This window comes from Spirosoma flavum, assembly GCF_042686045.1.
In the GTDB taxonomy this organism is placed as follows: Bacteria; Bacteroidota; Bacteroidia; order Cytophagales; family Spirosomataceae; genus Spirosoma; species Spirosoma flavum.
The window spans coordinates 828,662-843,619 of record NZ_JBHUOM010000023.1; the positions used below are offsets into that span (position 1 = coordinate 828,662).

7 protein-coding genes are annotated in these 14,958 nt (G+C 49.1%); all 7 read right to left on the reverse strand.

Features of this window, described 5'->3' with window-relative positions; all coding sequences use genetic code 11:
- Positions 1–4 precede the first annotated feature (4 nt).
- Positions 5–1,690 (reverse strand): DUF6923 family protein, encoded by a 1,686-nt coding sequence (locus ACFS25_RS24200; protein WP_381506149.1) that lies wholly within the window; start codon positions 1,688–1,690, stop codon positions 5–7.
- A 196-nt stretch (positions 1,691–1,886) separates the two neighbouring features.
- The gene (locus tag ACFS25_RS24205; protein ID WP_381507073.1) at positions 1,887–2,972 is read right to left on the reverse strand and encodes an AAA family ATPase; all 1,086 of its coding nucleotides are present in this window, start codon (positions 2,970–2,972) and stop codon (positions 1,887–1,889) included.
- Positions 2,973–3,084: 112 nt separating this feature from the next.
- A complete protein-coding gene (locus ACFS25_RS24210) occupies positions 3,085–4,002 on the reverse strand; it encodes a PorP/SprF family type IX secretion system membrane protein (RefSeq protein ID WP_381506151.1) in 918 nt (305 codons plus the stop codon).
- Between the two features lie 310 nt (positions 4,003–4,312).
- Positions 4,313–4,870 (reverse strand): OmpA family protein, encoded by a 558-nt coding sequence (locus ACFS25_RS24215; RefSeq protein WP_381506154.1) that lies wholly within the window; start codon positions 4,868–4,870, stop codon positions 4,313–4,315.
- A 92-nt stretch (positions 4,871–4,962) separates the two neighbouring features.
- Positions 4,963–6,681 carry a flagellar motor protein MotB gene (locus ACFS25_RS24220; protein ID WP_381506156.1) on the reverse strand — a complete coding sequence of 573 codons (1,719 nt, stop codon included), beginning with the start codon at positions 6,679–6,681 and terminating at the stop codon, positions 4,963–4,965.
- Between the two features lie 100 nt (positions 6,682–6,781).
- Positions 6,782–7,759, reverse strand: coding sequence for a PorP/SprF family type IX secretion system membrane protein (locus tag ACFS25_RS24225; protein ID WP_381506159.1), 978 nt, complete (start codon positions 7,757–7,759; stop codon positions 6,782–6,784).
- A 5-nt stretch (positions 7,760–7,764) separates the two neighbouring features.
- A complete protein-coding gene (locus ACFS25_RS24230; protein WP_381506162.1) occupies positions 7,765–14,880 on the reverse strand; it encodes an Ig-like domain-containing protein in 7,116 nt (2,371 codons plus the stop codon).
- Between the last annotated feature and the right edge of the window lie 78 nt (positions 14,881–14,958).

Here is a 14,958-nt window from a genome sequence, read left to right on the forward strand (position 1 = left end):
AAACCTAGTTTACCACCACTTTTCTGCTAGCAGTAACACCACCTTTCGTCATTGTTTGTAGTACATATATGCCAGCAGGAAGCCCCGATAAGGGCAAGTCAATTCGACTAGTATCAAGCTTCGACTGGGAGATTACCGTTTCCCCCGACGAGCTAATCAACCAAAACGATGCGATGGATTCGGCACTCGTAAAGGTTAAAGTTGACTGGGCAGGATTCGGGAATAGTCTCATGTTTCCTTCCAGACTCTGCCGGTCAGATACAACTTTCGAATACGCATAACTACCATCCAGATCAACCATTTTCAGTCGATAATAATAATAGAGGTTGGGCTGTATAGCCGCATCCTGATAGGTATATTCGCTTCCTGTTGCATCAGCTTTAGGTAGTATTGTTGACAAATAGTCAAAATGGTCTCTGGGGTCAAGCGTGCGTTCCAATTCGAAGTAATTAAAATTAGTCTCTACAGTAGTCTTCCAAGTCAGAATGATAGCCTGTTCGTTTCCTTTGGCAGTAAAATCTGACAGTGTAACCGGTAGAGCGCATAGAATTACCGATATGGTCGCCTGTCCAGACACTCCCCCTTGTGAATCTTTAATTGTATAGTTAATGGATGATCTTGTAAATCCAGATACCGGACTAAACGTAACTACGCCCGTTGTCGTGTTTACCGTATAAGTACCCTGCCCTGCAATAGTTACCGACGTTACTGCTGAAGCACTTACTGGATCAATGAGACGTACCGAGGCTGGATTTAGGGGAAGACTACCCGCACCATCATTAGCCGCTACAGACAAAGAAAGTGGGGTCGTTGCCGACAAACCACACGCCTGATCATTGTTGGCCGATGGTAGAATTATCTGATTAGGACAACGTGCCCCATCACCAGGACTTTTGCCAGCCAGACTAGTTGAAAATAAAGTAGCAACGATTGGTGAAGAAGGTGAATTAGGCGTAGCAATTTTGTAAATATTACCACTGGCGTTATTACCCATGTACATATTTCCAAAGCTATCCATAAACGCTGTTCCAAATGCTCCCGTCTGGCCTGTTAATCCTGTTACTGCCCCTATTGATGAAGCGGTGTTAGTAACTGGATCATACTTAACCAGATTGCCTGCGGTAGTAACTCCATATATTTTCCCATCTACCGGACTAAATGTCCAGTCATTTAACCCATTTAAAACAGTGGCAGCCGTACTGGTAAGGCGCGTTTGGGCGACTAAATAAGTAGCAGATGCAGGATTGAGATCAACGGCCACGACACTCCCCGAACCATATAAATATAAAATTCCGCTTGGACTTACATCGCCGGTAGCATAACTACCAGATGTACTTAGACCAGAAACAGTAAGTAGCTCCACTACCCCGTTGCTGCCCAACCGTGCTATCTGATTGGTATTGTAGCGGTAACCATACATGAAGTTATCAACTACATTGTAGCCGAAGCCATTGAGAAAGCGATTGGGATCAGGTAAAACCCCGGCCTTAATTAAAGTAGACGTGCCATCAGACAAATTAAACGAGTAGAAACTGGTTACATTACCGGCTGCATTTGTTGTCGGGTTGGTCAAGATATAACCGAGCCCATTTGAACAGTCGAAGGCAGTAGGCGCTTGGGAAAACGAAACACTGTATGACAACGTTAACAGAAACGTTATACAAATACGAAGTGAAATAGAGGTAGGCATACGATAAAAGTAACAATTTATTTCTATAAGGTTACTTTTATATAATCAAAGCTATCATTACGGTTTATTAACTTTCGTCAACAAATCGTAATGATAGCTTTAACTTGTTTAATCAGTTAAAGGTAGTGTCAGCAGTCTTCCAGCGACAGCACATTTTCTAGAGTGGATGGAATCTATTAAGATCGGTTAGTGCTGGTCAAAACCCTACTCTAACTTCGTGACGTTCACCCGAAACCGTTTGATCATCCATATTAAAAATATCGGCGAGGGTCATCGGTTGATCCGTGCGGTAGTCTATACCAATATGAGCGAGCAGATTATTTGCTTTGGTGGGTGTCAGTTTTCCAAAGGCATAGTCAACCATCAGGCGCCCTTTTCGCAGCAATGCCTTATCTAGCAGATGTTTACTGGCATTGAATGTGGCAATGACCTGAATGTGCATACAATCGGCCAGGAGGCCATCTGTAAGGTTCAGAATATTCGAGACGCTGTTAGTATCGCCCCCAGCCTCGCGGGATTGCAGAATTCGTTCGGCATCTTCGATGATAAGAACCGATTCTTTATTGTCCAGCAAAAACGGAACGATTTCGGGCGAGGTCAAATAATTAGTCATGTAGGGCGGCAGAATGAGCATGTCCTTTTTGACCAGCGAACTCAGGTGTTTGATGTAGGTTGTTTTTCCCGTTCCAGGTTCGCCATGCAGCAGTATCAGCCCTTTACTCTTGGGCTGTGCCAGTAGGCCAACTAACCGTTCATGAACAGGAAGAAAATCGTTGTTGTAGTGAAGGTCAAGGTCAATATCGGGCGGCAGAATCTCAACACGCTCCGTATGTAATCCGCCTAAACTACTCTGAATCAAATAAATATGCGTCTGGTTTTCTTCATGAACGTATTTGTGCTCTTGAAAACCATCCATCAATACTTTAGCTGATGCCTCGTCGCGGTAATATCCGTAGAGCCGAAAAAATCGTTCGCCCACAAATTCGGCTTTCAGAATCATCCCATCATCGTGCTGATAAATTCGCTCGATGGTGTGCCAACCCTCATCATTTACGCGGGTCGAATGATTAACGAGCACAAAGCCTCGACTGTCCAGCAGTTGCTGAGCAGAAGGCTTAAAATCATCATTAAAATGAAGGTAATTCGGATAGCTACCGAATGTTTGGACAAAATACGGTGCCAGCGGAAACTCGCGGTCGAGGTCGCTGGGAATGTACAAATTCTGAATAATAGCTTGGGCTGGGCTGGGCATACGACTGTTGGCCGACATATAGCGCAACATATCAGCTTCGGAAACCTCGTCGTAAGATTTCAAATGGGCATTGAGTTACGTTTCTATGGGACTAAGTTACCTAAAAAATTTATTGTAAATTCAGGAAGTACTCGCTATCGGGTTAATATGTAAACTTTAGCCCGTTTGGTGCAAAACGAAGCATGATTTCATGAACACTTTTTTGATCATATTGTATAGCATTTGGGCTTTCCGGCGTCTGCGAATTGAAGATGTATCCCAAGCGGATTGCTTTCGTTAGCTGATATTCGGCAAATACCTGCAAATAGTTAGTCTGAATGAATCCAGGGCTGTTTTGCCGATAAGACAAGCCCAATCCCACCTCTTCGTTGAACCAAGCCCGCAGGTTTACGTCAACACCAAGTGAACGGTCAGCGATTTTCGAGACAAGTATAGATGGAATCAATACGGTGTTTTCGCCAACCTCAACTGGCACACCAACCTGAAACATTAATGGACGAACACTTTTATATACGTATCGGCCCGTTAAATCTGTAACCTGCCCGCCTAGTTCAGGCGCAGAAACGCCAGCGAAAAAACGATCTGATTGATAATAAACGCCTACACCAAAGCTGCCGATTGCCCGATTTATGCTTGCCGCCGTCGTGACATCATAAATTGGCAGAACGTTGACACCCCCCTGAACACCGATGGATAACTTGGCTAAAGCAGGCAAATTGAACCGGTAGGCCACGCTACCATAAACACCCGTAGTAGCAAACAGGCCCATTCGGTCATTTAAGGCCTGAAATCCTAACCCAATACGACCATTGGCAATAGCTCCATCAGCTGAGACACTCTGTGTTATTGGTGCATACCGAACGCTGATCCATTTGCGCCGAAGAAAAGCCGATAAATGAAATGACTCCCGGCTACCTGCATAAGCTGGATTGATGCTCAACGGATTCTGCAAGTACTGCGAATAAAGCACTTCTTTTTGAGCCTGAGCACGTCGGCCCGTTAGTACGATTAAACTGCCAATGAGCAGGAAAATAAATGAGTTGTAGGAAACAAAACGCATATGAACGTTGAAATGATAAACCAAGTTGCAAGGGTTTTGGCAAAAAACCTAGAACGTCAAACATACCGAATTTAGTGATAAGATAGTTACCCTTTTTAGCTCGCAGGTTCCATCATGTGAAATACAACGTCTCCCAAACCAGCAGCATATCACCAACCCAAAGGTGAAGTCTTCGGCCAGCCGAAATACAGCCTGTATTTTTAACCAATTTAGTGGTTTATCCTCTTGACAAATTAGTAAAACGGTTCGGAATAGTACCTGTTTCTCTAAAAATCCCACTGTCAATCGGGGACGGATAGAAACAATAATGCTAATTCAATTTCAGAATTTTGATTTCCGTCCGGCGGTTTTGCTGATGTTCTTCTTCAGGGCAATTCACGCCATCTTTACACTTGTTTAACAACGCACTTTCTCCATAGCCTGTAGCGACCATTCGTTTCGAGGCAATTCCTTTTGATTTCAGGTAAGCTATCGCCGATTTAGCTCGGTTACTCGACAAGATTTTGTTATACTTGTCTGTTGCCCGACTGTCGGTATGCGACCGCATTTCAATTGTCATGGTTGGATACTTGGTTAGTAGCGTCACCACTTTGTTCAACTCAATAGCCGCATCAGAACGAATAGTGGCCTTGTTGAGATCGTAATAGATATTGTCAATTTTAATCACGTCACCTTTTTTAAACATGGTTAGGTCGCCAGAACCAGAGCCGTCTTTTGTAATGTGACTGCCCATAGTGCCCATGTTGTTTTTTATGGCTTCGAGCAAATAATCACAATCAGGGTTAATGGCAAATGTATAACTACCATCGGGTCCAGTTGTAGTTTCCTGTGAAATTCCATCGCACTCGTTCACTATCACCACTTTCACCCCTGCAATTGGCAGTTTATTTGTCTGGTTCGTTACATATCCGTCGAGCGTAGTTCTAGCAGATTTCCCATCCGACTTATCCAGTAAAATCTCTAAACGTGATGGTTGATCGTCAGAAAGGTCTTTGGTCGAGAATCCGATTTATTATCAATGTAGCCTTCCCGACTAGCTAAGAGCTTAAAATCACTGTCGACATTCAGGCAAATCCGCACCATACCCTCATCATCGGTTTTCAGGTCCTTCTGCTTATCCTTGGCGGAGTTATCCATAGCTATGGATGTATTGGCTAAGGGTTCTTTTGAGTTGGCATCGATAACAATCACTGTCAGCTCCCGGCACGGATAGAGAGAGCCTTCGCGGGTAAATCGATAAACATCGTCATCAGCGCCACCGCGTTTACGGTTACTGCTGAAATAACCACTGTTACGATCTCCATCCGTTACAATACCGAAATCGTCTTTGGCCGAATTGATTGGCTCGCCCAAATTACGCACGACTCTCCCTTGTTGGCCATCGGGTGTAAGCTGCGCGTAAAAAATATCCAGATCACCTAATCCGGCACGTCCATCCGACGAAAAATACATGTTCCCTTTTTCATCTACGAACGGAAAGAGCTCGTTTCCCTTTGAGTTTACTTCCTTGCCGAGATTCGTGGGCGCACCCCATTTACCGTTTATCCACCTGGACACATAAATATCTGTGCCACCCAAGCCGCCCGGTCGGTCAGACGAGAAATAAAGTAGCTGATCATCTTTAGATAAAGCCGGATGACCGGTCGAAAACTCGTCGCTGTTCAACGGCAATTCTTCTGCTTTACTCCAAATCCCGTTTATTTGCGTAGCTGTGTAAAGTTTAAGTTTGTTCACCCCATCGGCGCTTTCGCGATACCGACCCTCATTAAAATTATTACGTGTGAAAATTGCCCGAGATCCATCTTTGCTGAATGTAGCAGGCCCTTCATGGTATTTTGTGTTTAATGTTCGGCTGAACCGGTCCGACTCGCTAATGGGTTGGTCTTCATAGCCCATGCTGATGTTAGTTCCTCCGTAGAAACCAACCGTACGCGTATCGTTGGCCGTTGGAGCGGTATAATCATCACTTCCAAGCGGACGCATCAACTGTGTCCGCACTCGTTTGGCTGATGATGGACTACCCCCAATACTTGAGGTCTTAGAGGTACGTATTGTTTTTAAATCCGGCAGATAATATAAGTCCAGAAATGGCGTATTATTCCATTTAAATATCCGTTTGATTCCATTACCACCGTTGCTCGCCGATACAAATACCAGCCCGCCTTTATAAAATATAGGACTAAATTCGGCCCGGCGGGTATTCATGCTTAAAAACTCAACCTTATAACTACCAGCATTACTGGTGAGTGCACTGACATCGTGATAGAGTTTCGAGAATGCAGGGCTACGCTTATCGCTCGTCTGTACACTACCATATTTATCATAAGCCTCCTGAGCCTCACGGTATTTACCATTACTAGCCAGGGTTTGGGCATAAAATAAGTAGCATTTGGTATAATCGACGGAGAGATTCCCACTACTAATTAAGTCATGGTAAACACGCTCAGCATTTGGCATATCGCGCGTCTGCTGATAGCTGTAGCCTAACTTAGCTCGTGCATCACGACGCTCAACGTCCGACAGGGCGGCTGGATTGGCAAGCGCCTGCTCATACAACTCAATAGCCCTAGCATAAGCTAACTGGTCAAATTGATGATCGGCCTTTTTAGTAGGTGACTGCGCCAGCAATGGACCTACCAGTAGCCAGGTGAGTACGAGAATGGGTAAAATACGTGTCATACACTATAGGAATGGGTAAGAGGCAGAACAAGAAAAGGTATATCCTCGCAAATGGAGCAGAAGAATATACCTTATCAATAAGCAAATAGTGAGCCGAAAATCAGAAGTAGCGGGGCGTCAGGATCCGATTCTTGCCAAAGCCAAACTCGTATCGAATCATCACCTCGTGCGAACTCGGCGCCACACTCTGCAACTGACTCAGCGTCCGATCATACGAATAACCGAACCGGAACTGATCCGTCAACTGAATCTCCAACAACCCCACCACCGCATCCGTACTATATTTAGTCCACGAGGAAAACTGGTTCCGACGGATCGACGCCCCCAACGCCAGCCGGTCGGCAAACCAGATGTTCAGGTTGGCATCAAAGCCCAACGGGGCCCCCTCCGCGTACTTCACCAGCACCGACGGCTTCAGCTTCACCACCCCACTCAGACCCACCACAAACCCAGCCGCCACATACGCCTGGCGAGCCTGCACCGACCGCAGATCCCCTACGTTGTACTCGCTCAGCTTGTTCTTGATTAGCCGAGGGGCCGACACACTCAGGTACGCCCGGTCATTGCTCAGGTAAATACCCGTGCCGAAGTTGGGCAACAGCTTGGAGATGTTGCTGGCGAAGGCCGGGTCGAGCTGCCCGTCGGGCGAGGTGGTGACCTGGGTCAGGTTGGCCTGGTAGCTCGACGCCCCCCCCTGCAAGCCCAGGGCCAGCGTCGTTTTAGGCCCCACCTTGATGCGGAAGGCATAACTCAGGAACCCGCCCGCTTCGGCCATCACCCCCGCCTTGTCGCTGTAGAGCTGGATGCCCAGGCCCACCCGCTCACTGTTGAGGGGCATGTCGGCGGTGAAGGTGGCCGTTTGGGGCGCCCCCGGCAAGCCCGCCCACTGGTTGCGGTAGAGGGCCGACATGCTCAGCACATCCCGGCTGCCGGCGTAGGCGGGGTTGAGGGCCAGCATGTTGAACATGTACTGGGAGAACATCTTGTCCTGCTGAGCCTGCAGGGGGCGGCTGCCCAGCCATAGGAGCAGCAGCAGCCCGAGGGCCCAGGGGGTGGGAAGTGAGAAGGGCTTTGACATGGGGGTTAGCGGTTAATGGTCAGGTAGCGAACAAACTGACGCCCGTCGCTGGTATGAATCACGTAATAATAGGTACCATCGGGCACGCCCGCTCCATCTGAGCTCAGGGACAAGCCCGTGTTGGGCCGACTGTCCCAATCATTGTGGTAATCGTCATTTTTATAAACCAGGCTCCCCCACCGGTTGTAGATCTCCACGCTGATGGTTAGGCCGGCGGTTCCCCGAATGACGAACTGATCGTTGACCCCGTCGCCGTTGGGCGAGAAGCCTTCGGGAATGAACAGCGTCTGATAGATGGCGGGCAGATTCAGCACCGTCGCTTCCCCCTCGTTCGAATCGGTGGGGTTGCCGTTGCCATTCAGGTCGGGATTCAGCCCGCTGGTGGACACATCGCTGACGGGGCCTGACGGGGCCAGGGCCTGGCCGTAGGCCGAGTTGAGGAAGGTGGTCGTGTGCCCATCGGTGGCCACATTGATCACCAGCCGCAGCGTATCGGTCTTACCCGCAGCCAGGGAGCTACTCGTCTCGCCCAGAACCAGCACGGGATCCGTTCCCCCGTTGAAGGCGGGGTTGAGTTTCAGGGCACTGCCACTGGAGCTGGTAAAGGGGGCTCGCACGATGGAGTAGGTGGCGCCCGTCTGGCGGCTAAAGACTCGGGCCAGGGTGTCGCTCAGGCTGACTCGGGTGAGGGCCTGAGGTCCGTAGTTAGTCAGCACGATCTGGTAAGTGACGTTAAAGCTGCCATCGGTCTGGCGGGCCGTATCGGCCACGCTCATGGCCAGTCCCAGGAAGGAGGAGGTGGCCAGTCCATTGAGGGCGACGGGGGTAGGCTGGCTGTTGTTACGAGGATCCAAGTCATTGTCCGGATCATTATTGATCCCCGCCATTGATATATCTTCCACAATTTCACCTTTAGGCGACAGGGCCGTGGCCTGGGCGGTGTTGAAGAACGTCAGCGAGTCGGCATGGCTTACATCCACCCGAACCGTGAAGTGAAGCTGACTGGTGGCCCCTACCGCCAGACTGCTCAAGGAGTCCACCAGCAGATGAGTCAATAGTCCCTGACCCGTATAAAGCGAATCGACGCGCACACTGCCCGTGCTGGTCACCCGAATGCGGTTACTCACAATGAGCGCCCCGTGGCCAAAGGTCTCGGCCAGGTTATCCACCACCTGCACCCGCTTGAGGGGTAGTATCCCCATGTTGCGCAGGGTGATGGTGTAGGGGATGTCATAGACACCCAGGCTCACCAGCGTCGGCGTGCCCACCGATTTGGCCACTCCCATCAAGCCGCTGGGCAGATCGAAGCGAACTGTCGTAGCTACCGATCCAGCTGGTGCTGGGTCAAATCCGTTATTCGAGATATCTTCAACAGTCTGACTTAAATCGGGGGTAAAGCCGACCACGGTGGCGCTTGAGTAGAAGGGTCCGGGGTTGCCGTTGGGCTTGATGTTAATCGTGATCAGCACCGTATCCTGCGCCCCAACGGCCAGTTGGCTGGCGTTGGTCAACAGATTCGGTTGGGTAGCCCCATCAAAACCGGCGTTGACCACTAAACTGCTCCCAATACCCACCACAGGTTTACCTACTACACTATAGGAAGCAGGTGAACTGAAAACCTGAAGTAAGTTATTAGTCAGGACTACACCTTTCAAAGCAACATCTCCAAAGTTTCCAATCGTCGCTTTGTAAGTAACATTATACGAACTGTCCGGCTGTTGTTTGACCTTGACTACCGCCAGAGCCAGCCCCAGGCTGGGACCCGTTGGCGAACCGACGCCCAGGGTAAAGCGGGTGAAGCCCATATTGTTAGTCGGATTTCCATCATTGTCCGGATCGGGATCTCCCCCGCTGGTAGATAGATCAGAGACTGTTGTCAGACTGGTCTGGGCCGAGGCAGTAGCGATGTTGTTAAACGATTTGGTCGTATCTCCCACTGTCCGGTTGACCGTCACGGCCAAAGTAAATGTCTGGGACACCCCCGGCAGCAGATAACTCGTCGTATCCAGTAACTGAGTAGAGCCATTTATACCCGTGAACGCTGGGTTAATTTTCAGCGAACTATTATTGGCAGTGACAACGGCAGATTGTACACGGTTTGGTACGAACGCATAAGCCAGATCATCCCCCACCTGCACATGGCGCAGCGTGTCGTCGCCGAAATTAGTCACCACAAAGCGGTACGAAACCTTGATCAGGGAATCGCTCACCGCCTGCGGCTGCCCCAGCACCGATTTAGCCAGACCAATCCGGCTGGCATGCCGCGTCGTTGTGTCGGCACACACCGTCACTTTTGCTCCTGTGGTATCAAGATCAGCGCATTTGGTACCGATCAGTAGCTGTATGTCAGTAGCCGTTGTACTATTCAGTTTCACCGCTGCCAGATTCAGGTAGTTCTTATCAGACGGGTTAGCCGCGTAGACCAGCGTATGAATGGTGTAATCCCCTCCCTTAGATGATACGTTGAATTGGGGCTTTGTGTTGGTTTGCTGAACAACCTTTTCAACACCTTTTGTTAACACATACAAGATAGAATAGCCAGTTGGTTGTACCAATCCACCATTCAGCGTAGCCGCGACCGTCACTGTAGTGCTTGAGCTACCGCACACCGTGCCGTTGATGGCCGCCAATGTGCCCGCTTTGGCCGAGCAATCGCCGGGGTTAATGGTGATCGTCAGGGAAGGATCGCTTAGACATTCCCGGAAACGGCACTGGGCGTAGTAAGTCTGGGTGCCCACGGGCCGCATAACCAGGGAAGCGCCCTGGTTATTGCCGTTGATATCATTGGCCGACCAGCTCACTGTGCCGTTGCAGCCCGAAGCCGTCAGCGTCACCGTGCCGCCGGGGGCCACGCTAGTGGCTGATGCAATCAGAGTAGGTATGCCTACCGGAATCACTGTGATGGTGTATGGCTCAGTGCTTACGCTCTTGCAGACACCATTTTGGCAGTAGACACTGTAGCCTGTTGTTACGGTGGGCGATACGATAATACTGGTGGTACTCTCGCCGGTACTCCAGTAGGGCGTACCTGAGCAGTCCTTGACCGTAAACCTGACTGGCTCACCGGGGCAAACCGTATCGGCACTACACAGGCAGCGTACAATAGTTGGTGTTGGTGTTTTTGTTACATCGATAGTGATAACATTTGACTGAGCCGTACCGCATTGGGTACTGCCAGCTGATTGACACAATGCATAGAATGAGTGGTTGGTGGGTGTCGGGCTGACCGAAACCAAGGCTCCTGACTGGCCATCCGACCATTTGACCGTTCCGCCCTCACAGCCCGTAGCTGTCAACGAGACCAAGCCACTATTACAGATAGCTAGTGAAGATGCAATAACGACTGGAGCCTTACCGGTAGACGTACTCACCACTACACGAATCTTGTTCGAAGGCTCACTTTGACAGGAGCCCTGCTGGCAGGTGGCGTAGAATTCAGTGGTGGCGGTCGGGTAGATGTCTATACTGGCCCCTACTCGATCAATACCATGCCATTGAACCGTACCCGCACAGCCACTGGCCGTCAGGGTAACTTTCTGACCGCTACAGATACTAGTACTGCTGACGGAGATAATCGGAGCCGCCGAACTGACGACTGTAATAACGACCGTATTCGATGGCGCACTCAGACAGGTTCGGTATTTACACTGAGCGAAGTAGCTGATGCTTGCCGTCGGATATACGGTGATACTCGGCCCGGTTTGTCCGGCTACGTTCCAGACAACAGTTCCGTTACAGTCCGCTGCGGTTAAGACAACACTACCTTTCACGCAAACCGTATCGGCACTGACCGTTATAGTCGGAATAACCGGTGCCACAATGTTGATGGTATAGACAGTCGATGACTTGCTTACACAGGCATCACTCTTACAGTAGACCGTGTAGCTATTGTTGCCCAAGGTTGGCGTGACAATTATACTGGTGGTCGTGGCCGTGGTGCTATTCCAGACCGGCGTACCTACACAGCCTACTACCGTCAGCTTCACGGTTTCCCCTGGACAAACCGTAGTCGTGCTACATACAATCGTTGGTGCGGGAATGTCCGTTGTGATGTTGATCGTTTTCTGGGCCGGGCTGCTTAGACAGTTACCCATTCGGCACTGAGCCGTGTAAGTAGTTTTATCGTAAGGGGTCACTACAATCGACGTGCCCGTCTGGGCCTTTTCCGACCATTCAATTACGCCACCTGAACAGCCCGAGGCTGTTAGGGTAAGGGGCGTACCGGGACACACGTTGTCTGCACTGGCTGTAATGGTTGGCGCTTTCGGATCAAGGACAGTAACGGTGATCGAGTTGGATGAGCCACTGGTACATTGCCCAACTACGCAACTTGCAGTATACGTTGTGGTTATACTTGGCGTGGCAAAAATTATTAGCCCGGATTTACCATTCGACCAGATCACCGTACCACTTTCACAACCCGTCGCACTTAAGGTAGTTGTTCCGCCTTTGCATATCTCGGTGATGGTACAGAGAATTGTTGGTGGTTGACTACCGCAGCCATTAATTGGGATGATAACCGAGGAGGTATCGTTTTGTGAATAAGTCGGGTCGTTATCTGGGCTATTTACAATCGCGGTATTCTTAATTGAACCAGCAACCTTGATAACGGTTTCAACCAGCAAGTTGCGGGACGAGCCAACATTCAGCAGTCCGATTGCCCAGACACTTGTTGTTGGGCTATACTGATCTGCCGGTGTCGAACTTACATACGTCAGTGTTGCTGGCAGTACCTCGCTTACGTTCACATTAGAGGCCGTTACCGGACCCTTGTTCGTTACCGTGATGGCATAGGTAATTGTCTGCCCTACACTATAGGGTCCTGGTGTTAATAGTTGCTTCACCACAGCTAGATCAGCCAGATTATTCAGGCACTTACCAACGGTAAGGGTTAGTGACGAGCGAGTACTTACGCAACCGGCATCGGTAAAGGATTCAGCCGTGTAAATAATGGCACCTACCTTCGAAGGCGTTACAACTAATTTATCTCCGCTTAGAGTCGTACCAACCAAGTTGCCATCCTGATCATACCAGTTAATTTTGGTATCTGCTGTGGGTGAAAAGCCAACCAGCTTTGTACTGCGACCCTGGCAAACCAGCGTATCGTCACCGGCTAAATTTGTCGGTGCATCCGGCTGTTTGTTAATTTTAGCAAGTAGCGCGTAGGTTGCGGCCGGGCAGAGTCCATCCGGATCGTTCGTTGTTACAGTAAGCAGCACGCTACCAGCAGCAATATCGGCGGTTGATGGTGTATAGGTCGTTGTTAGACTACCGGGTGCACTAAATATACCATCTGTCCCGGTCGACCAGTGTACGCTCGTTGCTGAGCCGGAGATTACCGCTTCCAGGGGAATTGCATCACCAACGCAAATAGTCAAACCGGGGTTAGCCGTTACGCTAGCCGGATTCTGACAGTTGCAATCAACAATTTCAGAGGTCAGTACTGCCGGGCTACTATAACAATTTCCCGATCTAGCGAACAAATAGAATTTACCGGCACCCACCGCCGTCAGATTGGTTACCCGCGTCACATCTGAACGATCTATACTTGTGTACCATTCGTAAGTCAAACCAGTAACGGCATTCTCAATCTCAAGCTTGGTCAGATCGACTGTTGTTGCAGGACAGGCATTTTTCGTACTAGCTATAATAACGGGTGCCGACACGGTCACAACCGTTATAACAACAGGCTTGCGAACACTCTTACAGCCATCCGTTGTTGTAACTTCAACATAATAAGTTGTCGTCGTAGCTGGCTTAACAACAACCTTTGCATCGCTATCAAGTGTAGCAAAGGGAGTCCCCTCATATTGAGTCAGATACCAGCGAACCTTAGCCCCCGCAATAGGTGTCGAAGCTGTTAGCTTAATTGAGTCATTGGTACAAATCGTTTGATCACTCGACACGACCAAACTAAAATCGGTTGGACATGTGAGGTAGAAGCCCGCGTCAACAGTAAGATTCGTACGAGCGGTACTCGTTTCGAGCTGGCTCGTATCAATTGTATACGCACTGGTAAATCCTTTCACCCCAGCATCGCTATCTGCATTGTCTGCTACACCTGCTGCATTCGCGGTGGTAGATTGATAACCCGTCGGCGAAATAAACTGGACAACATAGCTACCATCTGTAAGGCTATCAAAGAGGTATTTGCCGCCACCTGCGGTAACGGCTGAGTCCAATTTTGTGGCACCAGTCTGATTATATAAATATACGTTTACACCATCTATTCCTGCTTCTCCCGTGTCCTGAGCGCCATTTTTGTTAATATCAATAAATACGTAGTCGCCTAAACTACCATAAGGACCCTGCTTGACCTCGATATTACAGCAGTTTGTGGCTGGACATCCAGTGCGGTAACTTACAAATCGATACACGCCTGGACTTTTGATGGTTAACGAGAAATCACTGTTGACTTCGGCTAGTGAGGTCGATACAGCCGATGAACTGATTGGCGTATCTCCCCGATACCAAACGACCTGATCATAGCCTGATGGAATTGTTACGGTATACTCGTCGCCAACGTACCAAAGAATAGGAACGGAAAAACAGACGGTCGTATAATCGTCCTCGACCAGACTCTGATTATTTGGTATCGAATTAGAATCTGTCTGGTCAGCCGATACAACCTCAGCCGTATTAAACCAAACACCTCGTTGATTTACGGTTGCACTTAACACTAATACAGCCGAGTCGCCGGGAGCAATAGAGGTTATGTTCCATACACCTGTAATAGCAGAAGTCGAAATAGCGGATGTGTACGTACCGTTTCCCCGCACTATACTGGCAGATCCAGGTATGTAAATCACGCCCCCAGCCGGCAGTTCGTCTTTTATGGATATAGTAGTAGCTGTAGTAGAGCCAGGAGAATTTGCTACGACAATCGTGTACGAGACAACATCGCCAATAGCTGGTACCTGACTGCTGATTGCCTCATGAAGACTTAAATTTATGGTTGATGGTGTCTGAGCCTGAACGGGAGAACTGACCAACCATAGCAGCAACAAGGTCAACGCGACCCAAACTTGCTTTCGAATAGGCGTAGTCAGTCTACCCGTATCTGATACTGTTTGGCAGGAATATTCGTGAAGAGACTTTTCTAGTATAAGTTGTTCATTCATTAGATGTTGTGCAAAACAATTAGAAGCTTTTTATGAACTATGGGTTCAAAACTGACTAAACTCGAATCCTTTATACTG